Source organism: Rhodococcus sp. NPDC003383, assembly GCF_053589115.1.
On sequence record NZ_JBSFRG010000005.1, the window covers coordinates 181,752 to 208,441 of the forward strand.

Annotated in this window: 30 protein-coding genes and 2 tRNA genes; 11 read left to right on the forward strand and 21 right to left on the reverse strand. The window is 70.2% G+C overall.

Going from position 1 to position 26,690, the window contains the following annotated elements; genetic code table 11:
• Positions 1 to 15: 15 nt before the first annotated feature.
• The gene (locus ACWDTS_RS07020; protein ID WP_450117868.1) at positions 16 to 579 is read right to left on the reverse strand and encodes an NADPH-dependent FMN reductase; all 564 of its coding nucleotides are present in this window, start codon (positions 577 to 579) and stop codon (positions 16 to 18) included.
• Positions 580 to 679: 100 nt separating this feature from the next.
• Between ACWDTS_RS07020 and ACWDTS_RS07025 the strand changes: the two genes are divergently transcribed.
• Both ACWDTS_RS07025 and ACWDTS_RS07030 read left to right on the forward strand, forming a co-directional pair.
• Positions 680 to 1,318 (forward strand): TetR/AcrR family transcriptional regulator, encoded by a 639-nt coding sequence (locus ACWDTS_RS07025; RefSeq protein WP_197255356.1) that lies wholly within the window; start codon positions 680 to 682, stop codon positions 1,316 to 1,318.
• A complete protein-coding gene (locus ACWDTS_RS07030; RefSeq protein ID WP_197255354.1) occupies positions 1,315 to 2,115 on the forward strand; it encodes an META domain-containing protein in 801 nt (266 codons plus the stop codon). Before ACWDTS_RS07025 ends, ACWDTS_RS07030 begins: the two co-directional genes overlap by 4 nt.
• A gap of 4 nt (positions 2,116 to 2,119) precedes the next feature.
• Here the strand turns inward: ACWDTS_RS07030 and ACWDTS_RS07035 are convergent, their stop codons facing one another.
• The gene (locus ACWDTS_RS07035) at positions 2,120 to 2,668 is read right to left on the reverse strand and encodes a nucleosidase (RefSeq protein WP_450117869.1); all 549 of its coding nucleotides are present in this window, start codon (positions 2,666 to 2,668) and stop codon (positions 2,120 to 2,122) included.
• The gene (locus ACWDTS_RS07040; protein WP_450117870.1) at positions 2,665 to 3,471 is read right to left on the reverse strand and encodes a fructosamine kinase family protein; all 807 of its coding nucleotides are present in this window, start codon (positions 3,469 to 3,471) and stop codon (positions 2,665 to 2,667) included. Before ACWDTS_RS07040 ends, ACWDTS_RS07035 begins: the two co-directional genes overlap by 4 nt.
• A gap of 40 nt (positions 3,472 to 3,511) precedes the next feature.
• Here ACWDTS_RS07040 and nadE point away from each other — a divergent pair, with 40 nt between their 5' ends.
• Positions 3,512 to 4,351 carry an ammonia-dependent NAD(+) synthetase gene (nadE, locus tag ACWDTS_RS07045; protein ID WP_450107983.1) on the forward strand — a complete coding sequence of 280 codons (840 nt, stop codon included), beginning with the start codon at positions 3,512 to 3,514 and terminating at the stop codon, positions 4,349 to 4,351.
• A 32-nt stretch (positions 4,352 to 4,383) separates the two neighbouring features.
• Positions 4,384 to 5,172, forward strand: a complete 789-nt coding sequence (locus ACWDTS_RS07050) for an SDR family oxidoreductase (RefSeq protein ID WP_450107982.1) — start codon at positions 4,384 to 4,386, stop codon at positions 5,170 to 5,172.
• A 9-nt stretch (positions 5,173 to 5,181) separates the two neighbouring features.
• On the opposite strand, the gene ACWDTS_RS07055 is transcribed toward ACWDTS_RS07050, so the two are convergent.
• Both ACWDTS_RS07055 and moaA read right to left on the reverse strand, forming a co-directional pair.
• Positions 5,182 to 5,454: a MoaD/ThiS family protein gene (locus ACWDTS_RS07055; RefSeq protein WP_450107981.1), complete on the reverse strand. Its 273-nt coding sequence runs from the start codon at positions 5,452 to 5,454 to the stop codon at positions 5,182 to 5,184.
• Complete coding sequence (gene moaA, locus ACWDTS_RS07060) at positions 5,447 to 6,505, reverse strand: GTP 3',8-cyclase MoaA (protein ID WP_197255335.1); 1,059 nt, start codon at positions 6,503 to 6,505, stop codon at positions 5,447 to 5,449. Before moaA ends, ACWDTS_RS07055 begins: the two co-directional genes overlap by 8 nt.
• Positions 6,506 to 6,665: 160 nt before the next feature.
• On the opposite strand from moaA, the gene ACWDTS_RS07065 reads away from it, so the two are divergent.
• The 4 genes from ACWDTS_RS07065 to ACWDTS_RS07080 all read left to right on the forward strand — a co-directional run bounded on the left by ACWDTS_RS07065 (position 6,666) and on the right by ACWDTS_RS07080 (position 10,895).
• Positions 6,666 to 7,871 (forward strand): molybdopterin molybdotransferase MoeA, encoded by a 1,206-nt coding sequence (locus tag ACWDTS_RS07065; RefSeq protein ID WP_248673354.1) that lies wholly within the window; start codon positions 6,666 to 6,668, stop codon positions 7,869 to 7,871.
• A complete protein-coding gene (gene moaCB, locus ACWDTS_RS07070; protein WP_450107980.1) occupies positions 7,868 to 8,842 on the forward strand; it encodes a bifunctional molybdenum cofactor biosynthesis protein MoaC/MoaB in 975 nt (324 codons plus the stop codon). Before ACWDTS_RS07065 ends, moaCB begins: the two co-directional genes overlap by 4 nt.
• A complete protein-coding gene (locus ACWDTS_RS07075; RefSeq protein ID WP_420750008.1) occupies positions 8,835 to 9,248 on the forward strand; it encodes a molybdenum cofactor biosynthesis protein MoaE in 414 nt (137 codons plus the stop codon). Before moaCB ends, ACWDTS_RS07075 begins: the two co-directional genes overlap by 8 nt.
• A 207-nt stretch (positions 9,249 to 9,455) precedes the next feature.
• Positions 9,456 to 10,895, forward strand: a complete 1,440-nt coding sequence (locus ACWDTS_RS07080) for a DEAD/DEAH box helicase (RefSeq protein WP_450107979.1) — start codon at positions 9,456 to 9,458, stop codon at positions 10,893 to 10,895.
• Positions 10,896 to 10,913: 18 nt separating this feature from the next.
• Here ACWDTS_RS07080 and ACWDTS_RS07085 read toward each other — a convergent pair whose 3' ends face one another.
• The 4 genes from ACWDTS_RS07085 to ACWDTS_RS07100 all read right to left on the reverse strand — a co-directional run bounded on the left by ACWDTS_RS07085 (position 10,914) and on the right by ACWDTS_RS07100 (position 14,093).
• On the reverse strand, positions 10,914 to 11,933 hold the full coding sequence (locus ACWDTS_RS07085) for a CobW family GTP-binding protein (protein WP_450107978.1): 1,020 nt from the start codon (positions 11,931 to 11,933) through the stop codon (positions 10,914 to 10,916).
• A 23-nt stretch (positions 11,934 to 11,956) separates the two neighbouring features.
• Positions 11,957 to 12,307 (reverse strand): zinc ribbon domain-containing protein YjdM, encoded by a 351-nt coding sequence (locus tag ACWDTS_RS07090; protein ID WP_197255328.1) that lies wholly within the window; start codon positions 12,305 to 12,307, stop codon positions 11,957 to 11,959.
• 68 nt (positions 12,308 to 12,375) lie between these two features.
• The gene (locus ACWDTS_RS07095) at positions 12,376 to 13,011 is read right to left on the reverse strand and encodes an MBL fold metallo-hydrolase (RefSeq protein WP_197255326.1); all 636 of its coding nucleotides are present in this window, start codon (positions 13,009 to 13,011) and stop codon (positions 12,376 to 12,378) included.
• On the reverse strand, positions 13,008 to 14,093 hold the full coding sequence (locus tag ACWDTS_RS07100) for an S-(hydroxymethyl)mycothiol dehydrogenase (RefSeq protein ID WP_197255324.1): 1,086 nt from the start codon (positions 14,091 to 14,093) through the stop codon (positions 13,008 to 13,010). The genes ACWDTS_RS07095 and ACWDTS_RS07100 overlap by 4 nt, the downstream gene beginning before the upstream one ends.
• A gap of 227 nt (positions 14,094 to 14,320) precedes the next feature.
• Here ACWDTS_RS07100 and ACWDTS_RS07105 point away from each other — a divergent pair, with 227 nt between their 5' ends.
• Positions 14,321 to 14,635 (forward strand): WhiB family transcriptional regulator, encoded by a 315-nt coding sequence (locus ACWDTS_RS07105; RefSeq protein WP_450107977.1) that lies wholly within the window; start codon positions 14,321 to 14,323, stop codon positions 14,633 to 14,635.
• Between the two features lie 19 nt (positions 14,636 to 14,654).
• Here ACWDTS_RS07105 and ACWDTS_RS07110 read toward each other — a convergent pair whose 3' ends face one another.
• Positions 14,655 to 15,932, reverse strand: a complete 1,278-nt coding sequence (locus ACWDTS_RS07110) for a helix-turn-helix transcriptional regulator (protein ID WP_450107976.1) — start codon at positions 15,930 to 15,932, stop codon at positions 14,655 to 14,657.
• A gap of 84 nt (positions 15,933 to 16,016) precedes the next feature.
• Here ACWDTS_RS07110 and ACWDTS_RS07115 point away from each other — a divergent pair, with 84 nt between their 5' ends.
• Both ACWDTS_RS07115 and ACWDTS_RS07120 read left to right on the forward strand, forming a co-directional pair.
• Positions 16,017 to 17,546 carry an AMP-dependent synthetase/ligase gene (locus ACWDTS_RS07115; protein WP_450107975.1) on the forward strand — a complete coding sequence of 510 codons (1,530 nt, stop codon included), beginning with the start codon at positions 16,017 to 16,019 and terminating at the stop codon, positions 17,544 to 17,546.
• A gap of 32 nt (positions 17,547 to 17,578) precedes the next feature.
• The gene (locus ACWDTS_RS07120; RefSeq protein WP_197254376.1) at positions 17,579 to 18,403 is read left to right on the forward strand and encodes an ArsR/SmtB family transcription factor; all 825 of its coding nucleotides are present in this window, start codon (positions 17,579 to 17,581) and stop codon (positions 18,401 to 18,403) included.
• Positions 18,404 to 18,433: 30 nt separating this feature from the next.
• Here ACWDTS_RS07120 and ACWDTS_RS07125 read toward each other — a convergent pair whose 3' ends face one another.
• The 11 genes from ACWDTS_RS07125 to ACWDTS_RS07175 form a co-directional block, all read right to left on the reverse strand.
• The gene (locus ACWDTS_RS07125; RefSeq protein ID WP_450117871.1) at positions 18,434 to 19,918 is read right to left on the reverse strand and encodes an HNH endonuclease signature motif containing protein; all 1,485 of its coding nucleotides are present in this window, start codon (positions 19,916 to 19,918) and stop codon (positions 18,434 to 18,436) included.
• A 100-nt stretch (positions 19,919 to 20,018) separates the two neighbouring features.
• Positions 20,019 to 20,091: transfer RNA gene (locus tag ACWDTS_RS07130), tRNA-Ala, on the reverse strand.
• Between the two features lie 91 nt (positions 20,092 to 20,182).
• Positions 20,183 to 20,255, reverse strand: a tRNA-Ala gene (locus ACWDTS_RS07135).
• A 136-nt stretch (positions 20,256 to 20,391) separates the two neighbouring features.
• The gene (locus tag ACWDTS_RS07140; protein WP_197254367.1) at positions 20,392 to 21,138 is read right to left on the reverse strand and encodes a DsbA family protein; all 747 of its coding nucleotides are present in this window, start codon (positions 21,136 to 21,138) and stop codon (positions 20,392 to 20,394) included.
• 40 nt (positions 21,139 to 21,178) lie between these two features.
• Positions 21,179 to 21,664 carry a MauE/DoxX family redox-associated membrane protein gene (locus ACWDTS_RS07145; protein WP_197254365.1) on the reverse strand — a complete coding sequence of 162 codons (486 nt, stop codon included), beginning with the start codon at positions 21,662 to 21,664 and terminating at the stop codon, positions 21,179 to 21,181.
• 25 nt (positions 21,665 to 21,689) lie between these two features.
• Positions 21,690 to 22,913 (reverse strand): MFS transporter, encoded by a 1,224-nt coding sequence (locus tag ACWDTS_RS07150; protein ID WP_197254364.1) that lies wholly within the window; start codon positions 22,911 to 22,913, stop codon positions 21,690 to 21,692.
• Positions 22,914 to 22,984: 71 nt separating this feature from the next.
• Complete coding sequence (pgm, locus tag ACWDTS_RS07155) at positions 22,985 to 24,613, reverse strand: phosphoglucomutase (alpha-D-glucose-1,6-bisphosphate-dependent) (protein ID WP_450110746.1); 1,629 nt, start codon at positions 24,611 to 24,613, stop codon at positions 22,985 to 22,987.
• A gap of 103 nt (positions 24,614 to 24,716) precedes the next feature.
• Entirely contained in the window at positions 24,717 to 25,064 is a 348-nt protein-coding gene (crcB, locus tag ACWDTS_RS07160; RefSeq protein ID WP_450110745.1) for a fluoride efflux transporter CrcB, read from the reverse strand.
• Positions 25,061 to 25,429 (reverse strand): fluoride efflux transporter FluC, encoded by a 369-nt coding sequence (locus ACWDTS_RS07165; RefSeq protein ID WP_450110744.1) that lies wholly within the window; start codon positions 25,427 to 25,429, stop codon positions 25,061 to 25,063. Before ACWDTS_RS07165 ends, crcB begins: the two co-directional genes overlap by 4 nt.
• A 28-nt stretch (positions 25,430 to 25,457) precedes the next feature.
• Complete coding sequence (locus ACWDTS_RS07170) at positions 25,458 to 25,979, reverse strand: SRPBCC family protein (protein WP_450117872.1); 522 nt, start codon at positions 25,977 to 25,979, stop codon at positions 25,458 to 25,460.
• The gene (locus tag ACWDTS_RS07175; RefSeq protein WP_450117873.1) at positions 25,976 to 26,689 is read right to left on the reverse strand and encodes a hemerythrin domain-containing protein; all 714 of its coding nucleotides are present in this window, start codon (positions 26,687 to 26,689) and stop codon (positions 25,976 to 25,978) included. The genes ACWDTS_RS07170 and ACWDTS_RS07175 overlap by 4 nt, the downstream gene beginning before the upstream one ends.
• Position 26,690: the final 1 nt, after the last annotated feature.

Genomic DNA, 26,690 nt, shown 5'->3' on the forward strand with positions numbered 1-26,690 from the left:
AGTGCGACGGAGATGTCAGGCGTCGACGAGGGCCTTCTCGGCGGCGAGAAGGTTGACGAGAACCTCGGTGAGCTGGCCGGCGGTCTCGGCGTGCTCCTTCGGGTGCGCCTCACCGAACTTGCCGATGGTGCCGCCGACGGACAGCGAGCCGCCCTCGACGACCTTGCCGCCGGCGATGCCGACGGACTTGACGGTGTCCTCGAGCGCCCACTTGGCGGCGTTGCTGCTCGGGGAGGCGCTCACGACCGCGACGGGCTTGCCGGCGATGGCGCCGGAGCCGTAGGGGCGCGACAGCCAGTCGATGGCGTTCTTCAGCACGGCCGGGATGGTGCCGTTGTATTCGGGGGTGAACAGCACGACGGCGTCGGCGGCGGCACCGGCTTCACGCAGCGCGACCGCCGCGGCCGGGGCGTTCTCGCCGTCGATGTCCTCGTTGTAGAAGGGAACGTCGGCCAGGCCTTCGTAGATGACGACCTCGGCGCCCTCGGGTGCGAGTTCGGCGGCGGCCTCGGCGAGCTTACGGTTGACGGAGGCGGAGCGGAGGCTGCCGACGAGAGCGAGAATGCGCGTCTGGGACATGGGTCATCCTTCGTTTTGATCCAGGGGTGGGCCGGTTACCCACGACAAGCATAAACGGACCGCGGTCCACTTTCATTCCCGGGGCGGCTATTGTGATGACGTGAACACCATCCCCCTGCCCCGGGCGGACGACGAGCACACCGCCGAGCGATGCGATGCCGCCCGCAACCGGCGCCTCCTCCTCGACGCCGCGACCCTCCTGGTGAGCGAACGCGGTGTCGATGCCGTGACGATGGAAGCCGTCGCGGCCCGGGCCGGGGTCGGCAAGGGCACCGTGTTCCGCCGTTTCGGATCGCGCGGCGGCCTGATGCAGGCGCTGCTCGACCACACCGAACGCGAATTCCAGGAAGCGTTCATGACCGGTCCCCCGCCGCTGGGCCCCGGCGCCGATCCCGTCGACCGGCTGATCGCGTTCGGCCGGGCCCGGATCGCCCTCGTCGAGGTGCAGGGCGAGTTGCTGCGCGCGGCGGAGGCGTCCAGTTCCAATCGGTTCGACGCACCCGCCCGGGCGGTCACCCGCACCCACATCGAGACGCTGCTGCGGGCCGCGGACGTCGGCGGCGACGTGCCTCTGCTGGCGCACTCCCTGTGCGCTTCCCTCGAGGCGACCCTCGTGCTGCACCAGTGGCGCAACCTCGGCTACAGCCTCGACCGGCTCTCCGACAACTGGTCCGATCTGGTGCGCCGCGTCGCAGCCTCCCCCGATTCGGACGATCCGGACCGTACTGTGACGGCATGAGCCGCACCTTCGGAGTTCTTGCCGCACTTGCTCTCACCGTCGTCGCGACCGCCTGCAGCAGCGACGAGGGCGCCGACGCCACATCGTCCGCAACGGACCCCGCCGCCCTGATCGGCCGCACGTTCGTCTCCACCGAAGTCACCGGCACCCCGATCCCGGGCGAGGGTCCGCTCGTCGTCGAATTCCCGGAGCCGGGCCGGATCGCGGCCACCGCCGGATGCAACCGTGCGGTCGGCGAGGTCGATCTCGCGGACGGGGTGCTGCGCACCGATCGGCTGGCGAGCACGATGATGGCCTGCCCGCCCCCGAAGGACGGCGCCGACGCGTGGCTGACCGGACTGTTCGACGCCGATCCACAGTGGTCCGTCGACGGCGACGTGCTCACCCTCACCGGCGACGCGGTGACCGTCTCGCTCACCGACAAGAAGGTCGTCGATCCGGACCGGCCGCTGACCGGCACCGAATGGGTCGCCACCACGATGTACACCCCGGACGCGACCGTCACGTCGGTGGCGCTCGAGCGGTCCGCGCCCAGCCTGCTCGTCGACGAGGACGGGTCGGTCAGCGGCAGCACCGGATGCAATCAGTTCACCGGCACCGCGCAGATCGGCGACGGCACCCTGACGTTCGGGCCGCTCGCCACGACCCGCATGGCGTGCCCGGACCCCGAGGTGGCCGCCGTCGAGAACCACGTGCTGGCGGTGCTGGCCGGCGAGACCGTCTACGAGATCGACGCCGCCACGATGCGGATCACCGCCCCCAACGGCGTGGACGGGCTCGGCTTCACCGCCCGGTAGCGGCTCAGTACAGGTCGGCCAGCCAGGTCGCGAGAATCCGGGCGCTCTCGTCGACCTGCGCCGGCCAGTCCAGCGCGGACTCGTCGGCGTGATCGCTGACGTGCTTCACGAGCCGGCACCGCGCGCCCATGCGGGCGGCAGCGAACGCGATCGCGAACCCCTCCATGTCGACGAGATCGGCGCGGGTCGCGAGCGCGTCGCGCACCTCGGCGTCGGAGACGAACGCGTCCCCGGTGGCCAGCACCGTGCCGTCGCCGTCGGGCAGCTCGAGCACGTCCTGCACGGGATGTCCGAGGCTGCGCAGGATCTCGCTGCTGATGTCGTGGTTGATCACCGTCGACGGCACGTACAGGCCGCCGTGGTGCGAATGCAGCGCACCGGCGGTTCCGATGTTGACGACCAGCGGCCGCGCGTCCCGCGGATACGCGGCCAGCGCCTCGGTCACCGCGACCGCCGCCGCGACCTTCCCGATGTCCGTGATCACGGTCTCGAAGCGCTTCGGCACATGGGCGGCCTCGCTCTTGGTGGCGGCGACGACAAGAATCCCGTTCACGTGCGTTCTCCGATGTCGAGGGTCGCGAGCGCCGCCCGGTGCAGCGCTCGCCCGTATCCGGAACCGTATCCTGCGGCGTGCACCGCCAGCGGATGCAGCTGGTGCAGCGGCACCCGCTCGCGCCACCCGGGTCGCAGCGGATGCGCGGAGTCGTAACCGGCGAGCACGTCGTCCAGGTACGGGCAGCCGAACAGCGCGAGCATCGCGAGATCGGTTTCGCGGTGCCCGCCGTGTGCCGCGGGATCGATGACCACCACCCCGTCGGGCGACCACAGCACGTTGCCGTTCCACAGGTCGCCGTGCAGCCGGGCGGGCGGTGCGTCGTCGTCTAAGGCCCCGGACGCGACGAGCGCGCACGCCCGCTCGATGTCGGGCAGCTGCCGCGCGGTCACGTGACCGGCCTCGACCGCGATCCCGACGAAGGGCAGGACGCGTTCCATCGCGTAGAACTCTCCCCAGCTCGCGTGCACCGTGCTGCTCATCGGTCGACGGCCGATGAAGATCTGGCCGTCGAATCCGTCCGGCGCGCAACCGAACCCGTCGGCTCCGGCATCGTGCGCGATCGCCAGGCGTGCCCCGAACTCCCGGGCCGCCGCCGCATCCGGCGCGGTCTCGGTGATCCGCTCGAGTTCGATGGACCGGGCGTCGACGCGGTGCACCCGCGGCACCCGCAGCCCGGCCCGCGCGAGCCATTCCAGACCGGCCGCCTCGGCGCGGTAGAAGTCCGGGTGCGCACCCGGATCGTGTTTGCGAAAGACACGGTCGCTGTTCACCGCACCGAGTCTGCCCGGTGTGCCGGACATAGGCGCGCGGCGCCGCAACGACACCGCTAGGGTTTTGCGAATGACGACCCTTCGCGCCCAGATCATCGAAGAACTCGGCGTCAAGCCGACGATCGACCCGCAGGCCGAGATCCGGCTGCGGGTGGACTTCCTCAAGGACTACCTGCGCAGCACGTTCGCCAAAGGATTCGTCCTCGGCATCAGCGGTGGCCAGGACAGCACGCTGGCCGGCCGGCTGACGCAGCTCGCCGTCGAGGAACTGCGCGCCGAACACTACGACGTCGAGTTCGTCGCCGTTCGCCTGCCCTACGGTGAGCAGGCCGACGAACACGACGCGCAGATCGCGCTCGACTTCATCCGGCCGGACCGGTCGCTGCGGGTCAACGTCAAGCCCGGGGCCGACGCGAGCGCCGCCGAAGCCGGCGAGGCGATGGCGGAGATCTTCGGTGAGGGGATCCGGCTGCGCGACTTCGTGCGCGGCAACATCAAGGCCCGCGAGCGGATGATGCTGCAGTACGCGATCGCCGGGGAACTCGGCTATCTCGTCGTCGGCACCGACCACGCCGCGGAGGCCGTCACCGGCTTCTTCACCAAGTTCGGCGACGGCGGTGTCGATCTCACGCCGTTGACGGGCCTGACCAAGCGTCAGGGCGCGGAACTCCTGCGTGAACTCGGCGCGCCGGAAAGCACGTGGAAGAAGGTTCCCACCGCCGACCTCGAGGACGACCGTCCGGCACTGCCGGACGAGGTGGCGCTCGGCATGACCTACAACGAGATCGACGACTACCTCGAGGGCAAGCCCGTCACCGACGAACTGGCCGCCAAGGTCGAGGAGGTCTTCCTCAAGACCCGGCACAAGCGCACCGTCCCGGTCACGCCGTACGACACCTGGTGGCGCTGACGGGTCCCGCACCCGCCCGACGGGAGGGAACGATGGCGACGGTACTGGTGGCCGGTGGCACCGGCGAGGCCGGCGCGGCGGTGGTGGCGGAACTGCTCGGCCGCGGCCACGACGTGCGGGTGCTCAGCCGGCGCGGCGGCAGCCCGATCGCGGGTGCGCAACCGGCCCCTGCCGACCTGATCTCCGGGTCGGGGCTGGCCGAGGCGCTCACCGGCGTCGACGTCGTGGTCGACACCACCGACGGCAAATCGCGGCGGGCGCGGCCCGTGCTGACGACCGGCGCGGCGAATCTGCTCGCCGCGGCCGGCGCCGCGCACGTGACGCGAATGGTGTTGCTGTCGATCGTGAACGTCGATCGCGGTCCGCTGGCCTACTACCGGGCCAAGAGCGAGCAGGAACGGCGCTACCGGGACTCCGGCCTCGACACCCGGATCGTGCGGGCCACGCAGTTCCACAGCTTCGTGCCGATGCTGTGCGGCCCGGCCGCGCGGGTCGGGCTGCTACCCGCGTTCACCGACACCGCGTTCCAGCCCATCGACGTCCGGGACGTCGCCCGCGCGCTCGCCGACGCCGCGGACGCTCCGCCGGACGAACCCGGCCGGGCGGGCGTCCCGCAGATCGTGGGAGGTCCGGAGATCCTGCCGATGCACGACCTCGTGCGGGAGTGGAAGCGCGCGGCCGGCGTCCGCGGGGTGGTGGCACCGATCCGGCTGCCCGGTGGTCTCGGACGCTTCTGGCGTGCCGGGGAGAACCTCGTCCCCGACCACCGGGACGGCACGATCACCTTCACGCAGTGGCTCGCGGAGCGGACCGCCGGCTGACCGGGTGGGTTATCCCCCGGCGAACGGGGGCAGCACGTCGACGCGCTCCCCGGTGGGGCGGGCGAGGTCGCGGGTGAGCTCGGCGTCCGGACCCGATCCGACGAGGAATGCGGCCACCTTCAGGACCCGTTCCATGTCCGGGCCGTGCCGCTCGATCAACGCCGCCTTCAACGCACCCAGATCCGCCGGCGACGCCAGCTCGACGGTTTCCTTCTCCCGGCCCGCCGCGTCGACGGCCGCCGCGAAGTACCGCACCTCGATGCCGGTCACCTGATCACCCACCGATAGCTCCCATACTGCGTTGCGGCGGGGCGAAGTCCGCCGCGTCGATGCCGTGCCCGGCCCACTTGTTCCACATCGCGCCGCGCCACACCGCGGCAAGCTCCTCGTCGCTCGCACCCCCGCGCAACGCCGCCCGCAGATCGGTTTCGGTGTCGCTGAACAGGCAGGACCGCACCGTGCCCTCGGACGTGAGGCGGGTGCGGTCGCAGTCCGAGCAGAACGACCGGGTGACCGACGCGATGATCCCGACCGTGGCGGGACCGCCGTTCACCAGCCACCGTTCCGCCGGAGCGGACGGATCCTCCCGGCCGGTCTCGGTGAGCTCGAACCGTTCCCCGAGGACGTCGAGCAGCCGCTGCGCGGTGACCATGTTCTCCCGCGCCCACGCGTGGTCGGCGTCGAGCGGCATCTCCTCGATGAACCGCAGTTCGACCTGCTCGTCGAGGCACCACTGCAGCAGGTCGGCGGCGCCGGCGAGCGTGTCGGGCATGAGCACCGCGTTGATCTTCACCCGCGTGAATCCGGCGCTGTTGGCGGCGCGGATGCCGGCGAGCACCGAATCGAGGCGGTCGCGGCGGGTCAGCCGCGCGAAGTGGTCGCGGTCGACGGTGTCGAGGGAGATGTTCACGCGGGTCAGACCGGCCGCCGCCAGCCCCGCCGCGCGATGCGCGAGCCCGACCGCGTTCGTGGTCACGGCCAGCGGAGTGCCCGGCGCGACCTCGGCGCATCCGGCGATGATCTCCTCGAGGTCGCGGCGCATGAGCGGTTCGCCGCCGGTGAAGCGGACCTCCTCGATGCCGAGCAGGTGGACCCCGATCCCGACGAGCCGGACGATCTCCGCCGCGGTGAGCAGGTTCTCGCGCGGAATCGCGGGCAACCCCTCCTCCGGCATGCAGTACGTGCAGCGCAGGGAGCACTTCTCCGTGATCGACACGCGCAGGTCGCGGGCCACGCGACCGAAGCGGTCCACCAGTTCCGGTGTGTCGGGACGATCGGACACGTCGTCCGTGGCGACTCGCACGGACGGAATCCCCACATCGATCGTCGTCATCGGATCACCGCCGTCATGACGCCAGTATGCCGCTCCCGTCCGATTCGCGGCGGAAGACACCTCCCCCGGCCGGTCGCCGGAGGCTGTCCGGGGTCCCCGCCTGCGCGTCGCACGGCCTACCGCAACGGTCTCCGCGCGCGGTGTGCCTAGGATTGCGGGCATGACAGGCGGCAGGCGGTCCGTGGAGGAACACGTGGAGCACGTCGCGGCGCTCTTGGCGCCGCTGCGAACGAGGCCGACGGTGAAGGTGCCGCTCGCCCGGGCCCTGAACCGGGTGCTGGCCGAACCGATCCTCGCACCCATCGATCTGCCCGCCTTCCGCAACTCCCAGATGGACGGCTACGCCGTCGACGCCGCCGCGGTCGCGACCGTGCCGGTGACGCTGCCGGTGCGCGGAGTGCTCGCCGCCGGTGCCGGGATGTCCGTCCACGAGGCGGGCACCGCGCGGAAGATCATGACCGGCGCTCCGATCCCCGAGGGCGCGGACGCCGTCGTCCCCGTCGAGGACACCACCGACAACAGCTCCACCGACGGGCAACCGGCCACCGTCACCGTGCACCGGTCCGTCACGGCCGGCACCTATGTGCGCGAACGCGGCAGCGACATCGCCGCCGGCGCCGAACTGCTCCCGGCCGGACAGGTCCTCGCGCCCCGGCACATCGCCGCGCTCGCCGCGGTCGGCATGACCGAGGTTCCGGTGCGCGCCCTGCCGCGGGTCGCCGTGATCTCCACCGGCAGCGAACTCGTCTTCGGCGGCACCGATCTCGGTCCGGGCAAGATCTTCAACTCCAACGGGCCGGCGCTCGCGGCCAGCGCGCTCGCCAACGGAGCCGAGGTCGTGTCCGTCGACCACAGCGACGACGACGCCGAGGAATTCGCCCTGAAGCTCACGCACGCCGCGGACGTCGCCGAAGTCGTGATCACCTCCGGTGGCGTCTCCAAGGGCGACTTCGAGGTCGTCAAGGACGTGCTCGGTCCCCGCGGCGGCGAGTTCGTGTCGGTGGCGATGCAGCCCGGCGGTCCGCAGGGCACCGCGGTCGTCGACGGGATTCCGGTTCTGGCGTTCCCCGGCAATCCGGTCAGCGCGCTGATCTCGTTCGAGGTGTTCACCCGGCCGCTGCTGCGCGCCGCCGCGGGACTGCCCGCGATCGAGCCGCTGACGCTGCCGCTCACCGCCGATCTGACCTCGGTGGCCGGTAAGCGCCAGTTCTTCCGGGCCCGCCGCGACGGTGACGGCGTGACCGTCGTGTCCGGACCCGGATCACACCTCATCGCCGGAATGTCGGGCGCCGACGCGCTGCTCGACGTCGCCGCCGACACCACCTCCCTCCGCGCCGGGGATCTCGTGAAAGTACTTCCGCTGTGAGCGATCTGAGTCATCTCGACGACCAGGGCCGGGCCCGCATGGTCGACGTCTCCGCCAAGGCCGACACCACCCGGGTCGCGGTCGCCGCCGGTGAGCTGGTCACCACCCCCGAGGTGGTGGCGCTGGTACGGGCCGACGACATGCCCAAGGCCGACGTCCTCGCGACCGCGCGCATCGCGGGAATCGCTGCCGCCAAACGCACCTGGGAACTCATCCCGCTGTGCCACCAACTGGCGTTGTCGTCGGTGAAGGTGTCGTTCGGATTCACCGACACGTCGATCACCGTGGAGGCGACCGCGAAGACGAAGGGGCCCACCGGCGTCGAGATGGAAGCGCTGACCGCGGTCGCGGTCGCGGGACTGACCCTGCACGACATGGTCAAGGCCGTCGACCCCGCGGCCGTGATGAACGGGGTGCGGCTGATCTCGAAGGAGGGCGGCAAGCGCGGACACTGGACCCGCGACGAGTCACCCGCTGCGGATTCTGCAGTACCACAGGAACGTTCGGCGGTGGTGCTGGTGTCGTCGACCGGGGTCGCGGCCGGCACCCGCGAGGACACCACCGGACCGGTCATCGTCCGGTGGCTGAGCGAGCGCGGATTCGCGGTGCGCGGACCCCTCGTGTACCCGGACGCGCGGATCGCCGAGGGACTGGCCGACGCGCTCACCGGTGCGCCCGCCCTGGTGCTGACCACCGGCGGCACCGGCGCGTCCCCGACCGATGCGACCCCGGAAGCGACACTGGCCGTGCTCGATCGGGAACTGCCCGGCGTCGCCGACGCGATCCGTCGCCGCGGTCTCGACGTCACCCCGCACGCGGTGCTCTCGCGCGGGGTCGCCGGACTGGTCGGCCGTACCGTGGTGGTGAACATGCCCGGGTCGCCGGGCGGGGTCAAGGACGGACTGGCCGCGCTCGAACCGATCCTCGATCATCTTCTCGCGCAGGTTTCGGGAGGCGGAGCTCATGAGTGAACTGCTGGCACGGATTTCGTCGGAGCCGCTCGACCCGGCAGCGGTGGATGCCGCGGTCGCCGGACCCGAGCACGGCGCCGTCGTCGTGTTCACCGGCGTCGTCCGCAACCACGACGGCGGGCAGTCCGTGACCGCACTGGAGTACCAGGCGCACCCGGACGCGGAGACCTTCCTGCGCAACTGCTGCGAACAGGTGGCCGCCGAATCGGGTCTGCCGGTCGCCGCGGTGCACCGAGTGGGCCATCTCACCATCGGGGACCTCGCGCTCGTCGCGGCGGTCGCGGCCCCGCACCGCGCGGAAGCGTTCGCCACCTGCGCGGAACTGGTCGAACGCATCAAACGGGAAGTGCCGATCTGGAAGCGCCAGGCGTTCACCGACGGCGCGTCGGAGTGGGTCGGACTCTGAGACGCGTCCGGCGGCGTCCTGAACATGCGGTAGGCTGACCCGGTTCGAGTGTCACGACGACACTCACCGTCGTGGGATACCGGCGGCCCGGGATCGTGCCCGGCCCGCACGCAATGCAGCATCGGCCTTCCTCGCGGCGATCCACCGCACACCACCGGAACTTCCGGTCGCGTGCACACACGCCGCATCGAAAGGCAGCGCCGTACCTTGACCACATCCTTTTCCGATCTCGGTGTCCCGAGGACGCTCGTCGCGACCCTCGGCGACAACGGCATCACCGCGCCGTTCCCGATCCAGGTCGACACCCTCCCCGACACTCTGGCCGGACGCGACGTCCTCGGTCGCGGCCGCACCGGCAGCGGCAAGACCCTCGCGTTCTCGATTCCGCTGACCGCCCGCCTCGCCGGCGGTTCGTCGCGCGCGGCGGGACGGCCGCGCGGTCTCGTGCTGGCTCCGACCCGCGAACTGGCGACCCAGATCGCCGCGACGGTCGAACCGCTCGCCCACACCACGGGCCTGCGCGTCACCACCATTTTCGGTGGCGTGTCCCAGAACCGGCAGGTCGAGGCGCTGCGCCGCGGCGTCGACATCGTCATCGCGTGCCCGGGTCGCCTCGAGGACCTGATGCGTCAGGGCTTCGTCACGCTCGACGCAGTCGAGATCACCGTGCTCGACGAGGCCGATCACATGGCCGATCTCGGGTTCCTGCCCGGCGTCACCCGGATCCTCAACGCGACCCCGCAGAACGGTCAGCGGCTGCTGTTCTCCGCGACCCTGGACAACGGTGTCGACAAGCTCGTCAAGCGCTTCCTGCACGACCCGGTGATGCACTCGGTCGACGAGGCCCATTCGCCGGTCGCGGCGATGACCCACCACGTGTTCGACGTCGACAGCGTCGACTCGAAGAAGGCACTGGTGCGGACCCTCGCGTCGGGGACCGGACGCCGGATCCTGTTCATGCGCACCAAGCATCAGGCCCGCAAGCTGGCCCGTCAGCTCACCGAGTCGGGTATCCCGGCCGTGGATCTGCACGGCAACCTGTCGCAGAACGCCCGCGACCGGAACCTCGCGGCGTTCGCGTCGGGTGAGGCGCGGGTGCTGGTCGCGACCGACGTTGCGGCGCGCGGTGTGCACGTCGACGACGTCGAGCTGGTCGTGCACGTCGATCCGCCGGCCGAGCACAAGGCGTACCTGCACCGGTCCGGCCGCACGGCGCGCGCCGGCAGCACCGGTGACGTGGTGACGGTCGTACTTCCGGACCAGCGCAAGGACCTTCAGATCATCATGCGCAAGGCCGCGATCACGGTGTCGCCGATCCGCGTGACCGCGGACTCGGAGCACGTGCTGAAGCTCGTCGGCGAGGTCGCACCACATGTGCCGCCGGCCCCGAAGGCGGTTGCCGCCCCGTCGCGGCCGCAGCGCTCGGGCGGTCAGGGCCGTCGCGGAGGCGCCCGCCACGGCGAAGGTTCCCGTCAGGGTGGATCGCGTCAGGGTGGATCGCGTCAGGGTGGTACGCGTCAGGGCTCCGGCACGCGTCAGGGCACCGGCACGCGTCAGGGCGGATCCGGACAGAGCCGGTCCGGCCAGGCCGGTTCGGGTCAGGGCGCGGCCCGGCGTCGCGCGCAGCGTAATTCGGCTGCGCGGTAACCTTTTTCGCAGACCGGGTCAGCGTGGCGTGAACCGGTGGACGGCGTACATCGCGTCCGCCGACACCGGTTCCACCGGAACGCAACCCTCCAGCCGCTCGCACACCGAATCGGCGTCGAGGTCGGCGCCGATCACGACGAGTTCGGTGGTCGCGGGCGCCTCACCTTTCCGGGCCGGTTCGAACCGGATGTAGTCGCCGACGGTGTGCACCAGGTAGGCGCGGCTGCGCAGGCCCGCGGCCACGTGCACGTATCCCTTGATGCGGAACACCCCGGCCGGTTGCGCCTCGAGGAAATCCACGAACAGCCGCGGATGCAGCGGCTTCGCCGACGTGAACGTGACGGCGTCGTATCCGTCGTGCAGGTGCGTGTGTTCACCCTCGTGCTCGTCGTAGAGCAGGCTGTCGAGGGTGAGCTGCTCTCCCGGCTGCGGTTCCGGACGGTCCGGAATATCGAACAACAGGCCCGGATCCATCCGGGAATGCTCGGTGGAGACGACCGCCGCGCGCCGGTTCAGCGCGCACAGCCGCCCCAGCAGTTCGTCGTGCGCGTCCTCGTCGATGCGGTCGGTCTTGTTGAGCAGCAACAGATCTGCGAGTGCAACGTGCTGTTCCAGTTCGGGATGGCGGGCGCAGGCGTCGTCGAACTCGGCGGCATCGACGACCAGAACCAGTCCCCCGTACGTGATGTACTCGTTCGCCGAGCCGGTGACGAGCCGGATCATGTTGCGCGGCTCGGCCAGACCGCTCGCCTCGACGACGATGACGTCGAGATCCGAGGACCGGTGGGCGAGCTTGTCAAGCATCGCGTCCATGTCGCTGACGTCGACGGCGCAGCACAGGCAGCCGTTGCTGAGCGAGACCATCGAGTCGACCTGACCCGCGACCATCATCGAATCGATGTTGACGGAACCGAAGTCGTTGACGATCACGCCGATGCGCGCGCCCCGGGTATTGCGCAGCAGGTGGTTGAGCAGCGTCGTCTTCCCGGAGCCGAGGAAGCCCGCCACCACGATGACGGGAATCTTCTTGTTCGCCATGGATCGAGCGTAACGGCGCCGGGTCAGGCCTTTCGGACCACGCTCGACTTGAGCTGCATGGGTCCGAATCCGTCGACCTTGCAGTCGATGTCATGCCCGTCCACGCCGTTCACCAGGCGGATGTTGCGGACCTTGGTGCCCGCCTTGATCCCCGTGGCGCTGCCCTTGACCTTCAGGGTCTTGACCACCGTGACGGTGTCACCGTCGGCCAGCACGTTGCCCACCGCGTCCCGGATCACGCCGTCGGCGGTGTCCTCGGCCGACTCGGACGTACGCGCCCACTCGTGCGCGCACTCCGGGCACACGAGCAACGACCCCATCTCGTAGGTGTACTCGCACGAACATTCGGGGCACGGCGGCAGGGTCTCGTCCATCCGGACATCATACGGCGGTGCGTCCGTCCGGCTGCGAGGGCCGACCGGCGGACGCACCGCCCGTATCGTCAGGATCCGGCCCGGATCCACTCCTCCAGGTGCGGGGATTCGGTACCGATCGTGGTGCCGTCACCGTGCCCGGTGTGCACGACCGTCTCGGCAGGCAGCGCGAACAGTTTGTCGCGGATCGAGCCGATGATCGTCGGGAAGTCCGAGAACGACCGGCCCGTCGCACCGGGACCACCGGAGAACAGCGTGTCGCCGGTGAACAGCTCCCCCGCCTCCGGCAGATACAGGCAGGTCGAGCCGGGCGAATGTCCCGGCGTCGCGATCGCCTGGATCTCGGTGCCGGCGACCGCGATCCGCTGCCCGTCCTCGAGCGTGCCGTGCGCGACGCCCGGATGGGTCATCTCCCACAGCACGTCGTCGGCCGGGTTGAGCAGGATCGGCGCGTCGAGCCGCTCGGAGAGCTCCGGGGCGACGGTGATGTGGTCGTTGTGAGCGTGCGTGCACACGATCGCCACGACCTTCCGGCCCGCGACCGCGTCGACGATCGGCTGCGCGGTGTGCGCGGCGTCGATGACCACGACCTCGTCGTCGTTGCCGACGAGCCAGATGTTGTTGTCGACCTGCCACTCGCCACCGTCGAGCGCGAACGTGCCCGAGGTGACGACCCGGTCGACGCGGATCGGCGAGACGCTCACAGGACCACCACCGAACGCAGCACCTCACCGCGGTGCATGGTCTCGAACGCCTTCTCCACGTCGTCGATGCCGATGCGCTCGGTGACGAACTTCTCGAGCGGCAACCGGCCCTGCTGGTAGAGGTCGACGTAGGTCGGGAAGTCCCGCTCGGGCAGGCAGTCGCCGTACCACGAGGACTTGAGCGAGCCGCCGCGGGAGAAGAAGTCGATCAGCGGCATCTCGAGGGTCATGTCCGGGGTCGGGACGCCGACCAGCACGACGGTGCCGGCCAGGTCGCGGGCGTAGAACGCCTGCTTCCAGGTTTCCGGGCGGCCCACGGCGTCGATGACGACGTCCGCGCCGAAGCCGCCGGTCAGTTCCTGGATCGCCTCGACGGCATCGACCGAGGTGGAGTTGATCGTGTGGGTGGCGCCGAGGTCGGTGGCCCACTCGAGCTTCTTGTCGTCGCGGTCGACGGCGATGATCGTGCCGGCACCGGCCAGGCGAGCGCCCATGATCGCGGCGTCGCCGACCCCGCCGCAACCGATCACGGCGACGGACTGGCCGCGGGTGACCCCGCCGGTGTTCACCGCCGCGCCGAGACCGGCCATCACGCCGCAGCCGAGCAGGCCCACGACGGCCGGGTCCGCGGTCGGATCGACCTTGGTGCACTGGCCGGCGTGCACGAGGGTCTTGTCGGCGAAGGCGCCGATGCCCAGCGCCGGGGTCAGCTCGGTGCCGTCCTCGAGGGTCATCTTCTGCGTCGCGTTGAACGTGTCGAAGCAGTACTGCGGCTGACCGCGCTTACAGGCGCGGCACTGCCCGCACACCGCCCGCCAGTTCAGGACGACGAAGTCGCCGACCGCGACGGACTCGACACCCTCGCCGACCGATTCGACGACGCCGGCGGCCTCGTGGCCGAGCAGGAACGGGAATTCGTCGTTGATGCCGCCCTCCCGGTAGTGCAGGTCGGTGTGGCACACCCCGCACGCGGCCACCGCGACGACGACCTCGCCCGGTCCCGGATCCGGGATCACGATGGGCACGACCTCGACGGGTGCACCCTTCGCGCGAGCAACGACGCCCCGAACTGTCTGCGGCATGACGGTGTCTCCTTCTGCTGTGGATCGATCCTGCTGTAAAGGCGGTATCGCGACCTGGGCCCACCGTATCCAGCCCGGACCGCCCGCGTACCTGATCGAACGGACTGATCGACCTACTCGAAAGACCAGATCGAACTTTGTCCTCAAAAATACCTAAGTGGTGTTGTGCACGGTTCTAAGTTCGGCTAACGTCGGATTCACGTTCGCCCCCGGCCCCGAGGAGTGCAATGTCGATCGTCAACACGGTGACCCTCCCCCGCCCCCACACCGACGTGTGGGACTGGCAACGCGACGCGGCCTGCCGCGGATTCGAGTCGTCGGCGTTCTTCCACCCCGACGGCGAACGCGGACACGCCCGTGAACAGCGCGAACTGCGCGCCAAGCTCGTCTGCGCCGGATGCCCCGTACTGGAGATGTGCCGCGAGCACGCCCTGTCCGTCGGCGAGCCCTACGGCGTGTGGGGTGGACTGTCCGAAACCGAACGCCGGGTCCGTACCAACGCAGCCAGCCGCGCGCGGCGCTGGACGGCCCTGCACCGCTGACGTTCCGCCCAACGCGGCCCTACAGCGCGGCTTTGACCCCGGCCTCCGCGCCGAGCGCCGCGGCCTCGCCACGGCTGCCGGCGCCGAGTTTCCTGAGCACGCTCGCCACATGGAATTTCACGGTCGACTCGCTGACGCCGAGCCGTTCGGCGATCGCCTTGTTCCGCCGGCCCGCGACGAGGTGTTCGAGCACCTCGACCTCACGCGGACCGAGTTCGGCGAGTGCGTCGAGAGCCGGACCGCCCGGCGAGGGCGCCGCCAGATCCAGCGGCAGCCGTGCCGCGACCCGGCAACCCCAGCCGGGTGTCGCCTCGGATTCGATACTGCCACCGAGGGTTTCGGCCCGATCACGGAGCTGGCGCCCGAGTTCGGCGGCGTCGAGCCGGCCGTCTCCGTCGTCGCGGATGTCGATGGACAGGCTCTCACCGTCGCAATGCCACGCCACCCGGATCCGCGTGACCCCGGGCTGTTCCGCGAGCGCGAGTACCGCACCGCGTGCGACGGCCCGCGCCGCGTGCGCGACCTCACCGGGCATCCCGCGACCGTGCGCCGAGGGTTCGACCATCTCCAGCGTCAACGGCCGGTGCCGAACCAGTCCGCGCAGTTCACCGTGCATTCTGGCGAACGCGGTGGTCACGGCCTCCTCCGCGAACTCGCGGTGACGATCCACCGCCGAACGAAGTCCGATCAGCGCGTTCGTCGCCGTCTCCCGGGCGGTCGTGCGAGCGCGGGTGTCGTCGAGATCGTTCGACCGGAGCGTCGCCAGGATCGTCTCGAGTGTCACCGCATGCGCCTCGGTGAGTTCGGCGACCGTGCGTGCCCGTTCCGTGGACGCCGCGCGCGACTCGGCGAGATAGGCCGGGCTCGCTTCCTGTACCTGGAGCTGGATCCCGGTCGCGACGACGGTGAACAACGCCCGGACGAGTTCGAATCGTTGCGCCGGCGGCCATGATCCGCGCGGCACGAGCACGAGCAGCGTGTCGGTGCGGTCGAGGATCGCGCACACCTCCCGGCTGCGGCCGCCGATCACGGCGGGGCCGCGTCTGATCTGACCGGCGACGAGTTCGCTTCGGACACGGTCGAGTTCGGCGATCGTCACCCGGTCCACTACGGCGGGGTCGCCCGCGACCTTCCGGGGCCGGCCCGTGCATTCCCGGGTGAAGACGACGAGCGCGTCGTGCGCGACGAGATCGGTGAGCAGCGCCGAGAAGCGCTGGCCGATGTCGGTGAGCGGGCCGACCAGCACGTCGCGCAGCGCGGTGATCAGGGGGCCGGCTTCGGGGTTCGTCGTGCTCACCGCCCCACGATATCGGGGGCCGGCACTCGGCCCGCTGTCGTGCACCGGCGGCTACGATTTCGGAGCAGGAAGCAGGAGGTGCCCGTGGGGTCCGCAGCACACTACGACGCTGCTCGCGGCACTGTGCCCCGTCTGCTGTTCGACCGGGTGGCCGACACTCCGGGCAGCGAGGCCTACCGATTCCCGGATTCCGGCGGCTGGGCGAGTGTGACGTGGGCGGAGGTCGGTTCGCGCGTCACGACACTCGCGGCCGGGCTCGTCGCGCGGGGTGTCGCACCGGGCGCCCGGATAGCGATCCGCGCGGCCACCAGCTATCGGGCGATCCTCGCCGATCTCGCGGTCGCGTGCGCGGGCGCGGTCTCGGTGCCGGTGTATGCCCCGACCCGCGACGACGAGGTCCGCAACCTGGCACGGCACTGCGACGCGGCGCTGACCGTCACCGACCGGGACGTGGACGCACGCGTGCTGCACCTCGATCGGCTCGCCGAACTCGCGGCGGACGGTGATGCGCTGCTCGACACCGACCCGGACGCCGTCGACGCCCGGATCGCGGAGGTCACCCCCGACTCGGCCGCGTGCCTGATCTACACCGCGTGCGACGACGGAAGCGCCAAGGGCGCGATCCTGTCGCACGGCGCGGTCGCGTACACGGCGCGGGCCATGGCGGAGGTGGGCATGATCGGCCCGCGGGACCTGCAGTTGCTGTGGCTTCCGCTGTCGCACGTGTTCGGCCGGGCGCTGCTGTTCGTGGCGATGCAGGTGGGCCTGCCCACCGCGGTGGACGGCCGGGCCGATCGGGTCGTGGAGAATCTGCGGTCGGTGCGCCCGACGTTCCTCGGTTCCGTGCCGCACGTGCTCGCGAAGATCGGCGCCGCCGCTGCGGCGGACAGGTCGGCGCTCGGCGGCCGGCTGCGGTTTCTCATCTCGGGGTCGGCGCGGTTGCCACGCGACCTCGCGAAGCGGTTGGAGGATCTCGGCGTTCCCGTGTTCGAGGGATACGGGATCACCGAGACCGCCGGGCCGGTGTGTGTCAACCGTCCCGACGCGCACAAACCGGGCTCGGTGGGTCTGCCGTTGCCGGGCACCGAGGTCCGGATCGCCGACGACTGCGAACTTCTCATTCGCGGTCCGTCCCTGATGACGGGCTACCACGCCGATCCGGTGGCGACCGCGGCCGCGCTCGACGCCGACGGCTGGTTCCACACCGGCGACTGCGCGACGGTCGACCCCGACGGGTTCGTCTCGATGCGTGGCCGCAAGAAGGACGTGTTCAAGACGACCACCGGAAAGTACGTGGCACCGAACGCGATCGCCGAGCGGTTCCGCACGTTGTGTCCGGGCGCGGAGATCGTGGTGGTCGGCGAGGGTCGCTCCCACTGCATCGGTCTGGTCTTTCCCGGCGACCCGGACTTTCCCGGTGCCCCTGACGCCGACGTGCACGCGGCCGTCGAGCAGCTCAACGGCGAGCTGAACAGATGGGAACGCATCCGGCGGGTCGCGATCGTGGACCGGCCGCTCGGCGCCGGTGATCGGGACGAGACCGGCGCGCCGCGGCGTGCAGTGGTCCTCGAGCGGTTCGCGGACGTGATCGATCGGCTCTACGACGAGCATTGACATATGCAGCCGATTGGCTGCATATTGGAGGAGTGGATGAGGATGCGGTGTTCAAGGCCCTCGCCGACCCCACCCGCCGCAGCCTCCTCGATTCGCTGCGCGCGCATCCGGGGAGCACCCTGGGCGAGTTGTGCGACGGCCTCGACATGCGCCGCCAGTCCGTGAGCAAGCACCTGGAAATTCTCGAGCTCGCGAATCTGGTGACCACGATCCGGGACGGCCGCCGCAAGCTGCACTATCCGAATCCTGTTCCCATCCACGAGATCCGGAACCGCTGGATCTCGAAGTTCGACGAACCCCGGGTGCTCGCCCTGGACGCGATCGCTCGACGCGCGGAGGAGCTCGCGATGACCTCGACAGACGCACACACCATTCCCGACTACGTCTACACCACCTACATCCGCGCCACCGCCGAGGACGTGTGGCACGCACTCACCGACGCCGACCTGACCGCGCGCTACTGGGGGCACGCCCAGGTCTCCGACTGGACGCCGGGCAGCAGGGTCGAGCACGTCCGTACCGACGGCTCGGGCATCGCGGACTGCGCCGGCCGGGTGATCGAGGCCGACCGCCCCCGGCGTCTGACGTTCGGTTTCGACGACCCCGCACGGGTCGATAACCCGGACTTCGAGCCGAGCGTCGTGACATTCGAGATCGAACCGCACCGGGACATCGTCAAACTCACCGTGGTGCACCGGAAGCTGCGGAACGCCGACGATCTGCACGCGATCGGCCAGGGCTGGCCCGCCGTGCTCGCCAACCTCAAGACGCTGCTGGAAACGGGCGAGGTGCTGCCTCAGGCGCCGTGGGAGTTCCATGCCGAGGAACGCGCCGCGCACATGGCGCAGAACGGGTGAGACGCCTTTCCTGCGGCCGCGGATCTGCCACTAAGGAACCTCTCCGGTGTCGACATCTCCGGTAGGTACCCGCATCCACTGCCGCCGGTGTTCCCGCAGCTCGGTTTCGCGGCGGGCGCGGTAGTGCGCCAACGCCGCCGACAACAGATCACCGAGATGATGACGGTGATTGACCCGAGGCTTCTGCTCGGGGTCGATGTGCGGTGGCGGGATCCACTCCGTGCGACCCGGGTGCTCGGAGTTGGCCGACGCGACGCGTGTTTCCCAGCCGCCGGGCCCGTCGTGCACCAGCGCGTGGCAGGCATCGCAGGCGAGGTCCTCGTTGGTGATGTCGGTGAGCCCGCCGTCCCGCCATTCGGTGACGTGGTGCACCGCGGTGAGTGTCGCGGGGGCGTCGCAGCCGGGCCGGGTGCAGCCACCGGACGCGGCGATCAATGCGAGGCGCTGATCGGCCGACGCCAGGCGCTTGGCGCGGCCGAGATGCAGCGGCCGGCCGTGGTGATCGAAAATCGCCAGCACCGGATGCGCGGTCTCGGCCATGCGCAGCGCGTCGCGGATCGGCACCAGCCCGCCGGAGGCGGTGGTCACGATGCCGGTCGCGTCTTCGAGTTGCCTGACGGTCATGGTCAGGATCGCGGTCACCGGCAATCCCCGGTGGCTGCCCAGCACACCCGACGACAACAACTGCCGCAGGGCGACTTTCAGTCCGTCGTGGTTGCGCTGCACCGCGGTGCGGGTGTCGCGGGCCGCGGCCTTGGCGAGCGCGTCGCGGTCGAGGGTCTCGGATTCGACATCACCGGAAGGTGATTCGGGGTCGTCCGGATTGTTCATGCCGGGGCGGGCGAGTTTCGCCAGGACCGGTTCGAGCAGCGCCCGGGTCTCGGGATCGATGAGCCCGGAGATCGGGGTCATGAGATCGACGCCCTGCTTGCCGATCCGCAGACCACGCCGACGCTTGCGTTCCTTCTCGTCCGGCACGTCCCCGTCCGGATTCAGGTACGCGAGCAGATGCGCGCCGAGTTTCACGAGATCGTCGGGCGTGACCGAGCAGGCCGCGTCCGCGAGGATCTTTTCGGCGACGGTGATCTCGTCGAATCCGACCCCGTGCGGCACCTTCCGCATCACCTTCGCGACCGCGGCGACATGGTCGGATCCGATGGTCCCGGTCTTCACAGCGGCCGCGGTGGCCGGCAGTTCCGGTTCGATGTCCTCGCCGTCGAGGGAACGCCAGGTGCCGACCTTCTTCGCGCCCTTGACCCGCCGGGCCGCGTCGGCGGCGGAGATCCGCAGCGCGCCGACCAGGAGATCGTTGACCGACCGGCACCCGAGATGCCCGGGAATTATGCGTTCGGTGGCCTCGACGACCAGTCGGTGCCCGACCGCGGAGGCCTTGCGCAGCGTGACCTCCAGGCGTTGCAGGACCTCGACGATGTCGTCGTTCGACAGGCCCGACAGATCGTCGCCGAGCAGGCCGTCGACCGCGGCGTCGAGCGCGGACAGCCGCGCCTCGACCACCGCACCCCCACCTGGCTCGAAAGCATGTTCGAAAGTGTAGCGACGGGGCCCGACAAAAAATCCCTCCGACACATGTCGGAGGGATTCGTTGCGAGAACTGTGGAGCTAAGGGGACTCGAACCCCTGACCCCCACACTGCCAGTGTGGTGCGCTACCAGCTGCGCCATAGCCCCTTGTGAAAATGTCCAGTGAACATGTCCACCGTGAAACTGTCTCTTCTCAAGACTACAGGCGAGAGTGTGAACTCTCGCCTGTAGTCGGAAGTGGAGCTAAGGGGACTCGAACCCCTGACCCCCACACTGCCAGTGTGGTGCGCTACCAGCTGCGCCATAGCCCCGTATTCAGTTCCTTGCTTCGCGTCCGGGGGCGAGCCCCTCGCGCTGAAAGAAAGCTACACCATCGCGCTCGGCGTCAACAAATCGGCTGGTCAGCGCGGTGATGCCGGGATCGTCTCCCGGCATCACCGCGAGTCGTCAGCCGAGTTCGGCGACCCAGTTCTCGTTGCCGAGGGCGTCGATCACGACACCGTTGTGAACGACGGCGGGGGTGCCGGCGGCACCGGTCGTGGCGAGCAACTGCCGGCCGGCCTCGGCGTCGGCGCGGGCCTGCTCGACCCGGGTGCCGTCGGCGATGCACTGCGCCGCCTCGTCGGAGACGCCGGCGTCACGTGCCATCTGCGCGAGATCTTCGTTGCTGTGGTCGCTGTCGCCGCGCTCGGCGGGCTGGTTGTCCGGGGACATCAGCGCGGAATGGAACGCCGAGTACGCGATGGCGTCACCGCTCTGCGCGACGCACTGCAGCGCCGCGACTGCACGGGTCGAGTAGTCGCCGCTGGCGGAGAGCTGATCGAGGAACGCGAGCATGTGGTAGCGCACGGCGACCCGGCCATCGTCGATCGCCTGGGCCAGTTCCTGACCGTGCTTGTGCTCGAGCTCACCGCAGTAGGGGCACATCGGGTCTTCGAACAGGTCGATGGTGGTCGCCGCGTCGGGCCGGCCGAGCAGGGCGACACCGTTGTCCGCGACCGTGACCTGCACCGCGGAGTTCTGCACACCGCCGTATCCCTCGTTGCGGGCCTTACCGCTGTTGGACTGCCACAGCACACCGCCGATGACGAGCGCGGCGATGACGAGAAGGGCGAGACCACCGAGGATGAAGGTGGACTTGCTGGACGTCGGCTCCGGCGAATACTTGACCGGCTTGACCTTCTTCGCGCTCACGGTTACTGCCCTTCGCTGCTCGGGGATTGCTGACGGGATCTCACTCTGCCATCGCGGGCTGAGCGGTAGCTGAGGACGCGCGTGAGCCCGGTCCCAGTGCCACGGGGCTGCGCGGGAACACGATCAGCCAGGCCGATAGGGCAAGGAACCCGAGGTCACGCAGGATTTCGCGGGCGTAGTCCCAGCTGTCGACGTCCGCGGCGCCACCGCCGCCGAAGCAACCGCAGTCGATGGACAGTCCCCGCGCCCACGCCGACAGGATCGCGGCGATCAGGGTGACGAGCACGACGGCGCTCACCGCGGCGACCGGACGTACCGCCAGGCCGATCAGCAGCAGCAGGCCGAGCACGAGTTCGAGCATCGGCAGCCCGGCCGCGACCGGGCGCACGATGTCCTCGGGCAGCAGTTGGTAGGCCCGGACGGCGACGATCGTCTGGGTGGGATCGGAGAACTTGATCCACCCGGAGACCAACCAGATGGCGGCCAGACCGAGCCGGGCGATCAGGCTGACGATGCGAATCCACACCTCGTCGAGGGTACCGAGCGCGGGCTCAACGGCGTATGTCGTCGGTCACCACCGGCTCGGTGACCACACCGGGCGGTGCGGTGCGCGCGAGCAGCGCCCACGGCAGTACCGCGGCGAGCAGGATCGCGCCGGTCACCGTGAACGCGACCTCGAAGGACAGGCGTTCCGCGAGCAGGCCACCGACGACCGGCCCGACCACCGATCCGACGTCGGCGGTCATCTGGAACGCCGCCAGCACCGGACCGCCACGCGCCTTGCTGCCCACGACGTCGGCGACGGCGGCCTGCTGCGGCGGGCCGAGCAGACCGGATCCGATCCCGGCGACGAGAGAGGTGACGAAGAACAGCGGCACGTCGTCGGTCAGTCCCATCCCGATCGTGGCCGCGCCGCACACCAGCAGCCCGATCAGCACGAACGGCCGCCGCCCGTAGCGGTCGGACAGGCGGCCGGAGGACATGAGCACGAGGGCGTTGCCGACCGCGAACACCGTCAGCGCCACGCCCGCGAGGGACGCGTCGCGCTGCAGGACCTCGACGACGAACAGCGGCATCATCGCGACCCGCACCCCGAACACGGCCCATCCGTTGGCGAAGTTCGATCCCAGCGCCGCGCGATACATCGGCACGCGCAGTGCGTCGCGCAGCCGCAGCGCCGGGGCACCGTCGGCTGCAGCCGGCTCGGCGAGTGCGGATCCGCGCAGGCTGATACCGACCACGGCAGCGGCCACCAGCAACGCGATCGCGTAGATCACGAACGGGACCCGCAGGCCGAAGCCGACCAGGGCACCGCCGACCAGCGGTCCGCCGATGTTGCCGAGCAGGAAACTCGTCGCGTACAGACCGGAGACGCGTCCGCGCGCATCCGGCGGTGCGATCCGGATGATCAGGCCCAGTGCGGAGACGGTGAACATCGTCGAACCGATACCGCCGAGCCCCCGGAACACCAGGAGTTGCCAGTAGTTCTGCGCGAACGCGCACGCGCCGGTGGACAACGCGACGATGAGCACGCCGGTGATGTAGACGGGCCGCTCCCCCAGCTTCTGCACGAGGGCACCGCTGGCCGGCGCGAACGCCAGCCGCATCGCGGCGAACGCGGAGACGACGACGGTCGCGGCGGTGATGCCGACGTCGAAGCTGCGGGCGAACTGCGGCAGTGCCGGGGCGACGAGCCCGAACCCGAGGGCGATGACGAAGCTGGCGCTGACCAGCACCCAGATCTCCCGCGGCAGCGCCGCGTCACGTGTGCGCATGATGAGCCGATGTTAGCTTCGCGCACGACACGACCGGGGGGCCGGTCGGTCGAGCACGACCGGCGTACGGGTCAGCCGAGCACGCTCGACACCAGTTCGCGCGCGGCGTCCTGCACCTGCTTCAGATGGTCGGCGCCGAGGAACGATTCCGCATAGATCTTGTAGACGTCCTCGGTGCCGGACGGCCGGGCCGCGAACCACGCGTTCTCCGTGGTGACCTTGAGTCCGCCGATCGCGGCGCCGTTGCCCGGCGCCTCGGTCAACGTCGCTGTGATCGGCTCCCCGGCCAGCTCGGTGGCACCGACCTGGTCCGCGGACAGCTTCGCGAGCACCGCCTTCTGGGCGCGGTCCGCCGGGGCGTCGACGCGCGCGTACGCGGGGCTTCCGTAGCGGGCCGCCAGATCCGCGTACCGCTGCGACGGGGTCTGCCCGGTCACCGCGATGATCTCGGAGGCCAGCAGCGCCAGCAGGATGCCGTCCTTGTCGGTGGTCCACACCGAGCCGTCCTTGCGGAGGAACGACGCGCCGGCGCTCTCCTCCCCACCGAACCCGAGGCTGCCGTCGAGCAGACCCGGCACGAACCATTTGAACCCGACGGGCACCTCGAGCAGGTCGCGGCCCAGACCGGCGGCGACCCGGTCGATCATCGAGGAACTGACCAGCGTCTTGCCGACCTTCGCGTCGGTCGGCCACCCGGGCCGGTGCCCGTAGAGGTAGTCGATGGCGACGGCGAGGTAGTGATTGGGGTTGAGCAGGCCACCGTCGGGGGTGACGATGCCGTGCCGGTCGGCGTCCGCGTCGTTGCCCGTCGCGACGTCGAACTTCGCGCGCGCACCGATCAGCGACGCCATCGCGTTCGGCGACGAGCAATCCATCCGGATCTTGCCGTCCGTGTCCAGGGTCATGAACCGCCAGGTCGCGTCGACGAGCGGGTTGACGACCGTCAGGTCCAGGCGGTGCCGTTCGGCGATCGCGGCCCAGTAGTCGACGCTCGCGCCGCCGAGCGGATCGGCGCCGATCCGCACCCCGGCCTCGCGCACCGCGTCGAGATCGACGACGTTCGGCAGGTCGTCGATGTACGCGGCGAGGAAGTCGTGCCGGCCCGCGGCCGCGAGGGCGCGCGTGGCGGGCACCCGGCGGACCCCGTCGATGCCCCCTGCGAGCAGCTCGTTGGCGCGGGCCGCGATGACGGAGGTGGCGTCGGTGTCGGCGGGACCCCCGTGCGGCGGGTTGTACTTGAAGCCGCCGTCGCGCGGCGGATTGTGCGAGGGCGTCACGACGATGCCGTCGGCGCGCGGCCCGGTGCCGGCGTTGTGCTGCAGGATCGCGTGGCTCACCGCGGGGGTCGGGGTGTAGCGGTCGCGGGCGTCGACGACGACCTCGACGCCGCCCGCGACGAGCACCTCGAGCGCGGTCGTCCATGCCGGCTCGGACAATGCGTGGGTGTCGCGCCCGAGGAACAACGGCCCGGTGATGCCTTGCGCGGCACGATATTCGACGATCGCCTGCGTGGTCGCGAGGATGTGCTGTTCGTTGAACGCGCCGTCGAGGCTCGATCCCCGATGCCCGGAGGTGCCGAACACGACCTGCTGCAGCGGATCCTGCGGATCGGGCTGCACGGTGTAATAGGCGGTGACCAGATGCGCGAGGTCCTCGAGGTCGCCGGGTTCTGCCGGTTGTCCTGCTCGTTCGTGCACCATGGGGTCCTCCTCGTCGACGGCGGTGTCGCTCTGTTCCCGGCCGCTCTCATCGTGGTCGCTCTCATCTTGCACGGGGCCGACCGGCCGCGCGCGACAACACGGATCAGGCAGTGAGGGTGTACCCACCCCACGCCGCGGCAAGCCCGGCGACGACGCTGACGACGACGTAACCGATGCCGGTGAGCGGGCGCCGGATCCGGGTGAGGCCGACGGCTTCGACCGCGAACGTCGAATACGTCGTGAGGCCACCGCAGAAGCCGGAACCGAGCAGCGCGAACAGATCCAGGGACAGTGCGGCGGCCCCGGCCAACGCCCCGAGCAGGGCGCACCCGAACACGTTCACCGCGAGCGTCGCGAGCGGAACACTGCGGTACGACCGGATGTACCGTCCCGCCAGGTAGCGGACCACGGCCCCGGCCCCGCCGCCCAGCGCGACGAACAACACGGTCACCGTGCCGCCCTTCGCCGGTGCAACCGCTCGCCGACGGCCATTCCGCACCGCGCCGCGATCAGGGCTCCGGTGAGCGTGCTCGCCACGTAGGCGGCCGTGATTGCCGGATTGCGGACCGCGTCGACCGCGAAGGTCGAGAACGTGGTGAAGCCGCCGAGCACACCGATTCCGAGGAACAACCGCAGCAACCGGTCCGGGCCGACCATCGCGGCGAGAATGCCGAGCAGCAGCGAGCCGACGATGTTGATCGCGGCGATCGTCCACACGCCGGGGAACGCCGTGGACAGGCCGTAGCGCGCGACCGCGCCGAGTGCTCCCCCGGCCGCGACCACCGCGACCGCTCGGGGACTTGGGGACAGGGGCACAAGTCAGGGACGTTACCCCGCCGGCCGGTTATCGCACGCCGGGACGCCGCGCGTGGGTGCTGCTGGGATGCCGCACACCCGACCGTGCGACCTCCCCGAGCCGAACCAGGTCCGCGGCCAGGTCTTCCGAGCGGTCGCGGTGCGGCGGAATCAGATTGACGACGATCAGCTCGAGCACACGCGGCATCACCAGGAGCCGGTACGACATCGTGATGCGGGTCCTCCGGTCGCCGACCGGTTCGAGATGCAGCATCCAGGCCGTCGAGTCGCGGAAGATCGCGCCGCGGGTCCGGTACGCGAGCACGCGGGGCGCGGCGGCCTCGGTGATCGTGCACACGCGCGTCCAGCGGATCGGGCCGACCCGATTGCGGCCGCGGAACTTCGCTCCGAGCCTCGGACTCGTTGCGCCGTCCAGCCACTCGGCGCCGCGGCATTCGCTGCTCCACTCACCGATCCGGGTGACATCGGCGAGCACCGCCCAGACCTGCTCGGGGGTGGCATCCACGACGGTCTCGATACTGCCGCTGCGCGGGATCCGTGCCGTGCTCACGGCAGCCGTCCCGGGGTGCGGGTGATCGACTGGGACGGGACGGCCGCCGCGTCGGTTCCGGACCAGATCGCGGCGAAGTGGCGGCGGTTGGCGATGCCGAGGACGTGGAGCAGGATGAACCGTGGGATCACCGGGACGAGGTGGACGACGTGGTCGCGGTCGTCGTCGCCGAGTCCGTCGATGAGCCAGATCCCCTCCTTGCCCAGGGCCGACATGCTCTTGGGGGCGATGTTGGCTTCCTCGTCCCAGGTGCGCCACTGCGCGTCGGTGAGGGTTTCCGACACGACCGGCATCATGTCGAGTTCTTCGCGTTCGAGGTGTGGCAGCAGCACGTCGGTCAGAGCCGTGAGGGCCGCACTGAGCCCCGCCCGCGAACCGCTCTCGGCGCGAGCGAATCGCCTTGCCGCCGATCCGACTTCGACCATCGCGGGTTCGATCCGCCGGTGGTCCTCGTCCATCCTGTGCACGAGGGGCGCGGCCTCCGGGTTCAGCCGAACGACGAGCGGGTAGAGCCCGGTGTCCTCACCTTCGTGATGGTGGTGCAGAAAGTCCATCATCCACAGGATGTGGTCGGCGAGGCGGGCGCGGCGATCGTCGGAGACCGGTCCGGTGTCCAGGACCGTGCGGGTGCGGAGCAGGTCGCGTCGGAGCGCGGAGTGCACGATGCCCATGATCCGGGTGTCGGCAGGTCCGTCGGGGTTGGAGATCATG

Excerpts from the sequence above, each read along its gene's own strand:
- ACWDTS_RS07030 (WP_197255354.1), top strand. The coding sequence starts at position 1,315 with ATGAGCCGCACCTTCGGAGTTCTTGCCGCACTTGCTCTCACCGTCGTC.
- ACWDTS_RS07040 (WP_450117870.1), bottom strand. The coding sequence starts at position 3,471 with ATGTCCGGCACACCGGGCAGACTCGGTGCGGTGAACAGCGACCGTGTC.
- ACWDTS_RS07090 (WP_197255328.1), bottom strand. The coding sequence starts at position 12,307 with ATGGACGAGACCCTGCCGCCGTGCCCCGAATGTTCGTGCGAGTACACC.
- moaA (WP_197255335.1), bottom strand. The coding sequence starts at position 6,505 with ATGACGACGATCGATGTGGGGATTCCGTCCGTGCGAGTCGCCACGGAC.
- ACWDTS_RS07105 (WP_450107977.1), top strand. The coding sequence starts at position 14,321 with ATGTCGATCGTCAACACGGTGACCCTCCCCCGCCCCCACACCGACGTG.
- ACWDTS_RS07065 (WP_248673354.1), top strand. The coding sequence starts at position 6,666 with ATGACAGGCGGCAGGCGGTCCGTGGAGGAACACGTGGAGCACGTCGCG.
- ACWDTS_RS07175 (WP_450117873.1), bottom strand. The coding sequence starts at position 26,689 with ATGATCTCCAACCCCGACGGACCTGCCGACACCCGGATCATGGGCATC.
- ACWDTS_RS07075 (WP_420750008.1), top strand. The coding sequence starts at position 8,835 with ATGAGTGAACTGCTGGCACGGATTTCGTCGGAGCCGCTCGACCCGGCA.
- ACWDTS_RS07150 (WP_197254364.1), bottom strand. The coding sequence starts at position 22,913 with ATGCGCACACGTGACGCGGCGCTGCCGCGGGAGATCTGGGTGCTGGTC.
- nadE (WP_450107983.1), top strand. The coding sequence starts at position 3,512 with ATGACGACCCTTCGCGCCCAGATCATCGAAGAACTCGGCGTCAAGCCG.
- pgm (WP_450110746.1), bottom strand. The coding sequence starts at position 24,613 with ATGGTGCACGAACGAGCAGGACAACCGGCAGAACCCGGCGACCTCGAG.
- ACWDTS_RS07020 (WP_450117868.1), bottom strand. The coding sequence starts at position 579 with ATGTCCCAGACGCGCATTCTCGCTCTCGTCGGCAGCCTCCGCTCCGCC.
- ACWDTS_RS07100 (WP_197255324.1), bottom strand. The coding sequence starts at position 14,093 with ATGCCGCAGACAGTTCGGGGCGTCGTTGCTCGCGCGAAGGGTGCACCC.
- ACWDTS_RS07050 (WP_450107982.1), top strand. The coding sequence starts at position 4,384 with ATGGCGACGGTACTGGTGGCCGGTGGCACCGGCGAGGCCGGCGCGGCG.
- ACWDTS_RS07085 (WP_450107978.1), bottom strand. The coding sequence starts at position 11,933 with ATGGCGAACAAGAAGATTCCCGTCATCGTGGTGGCGGGCTTCCTCGGC.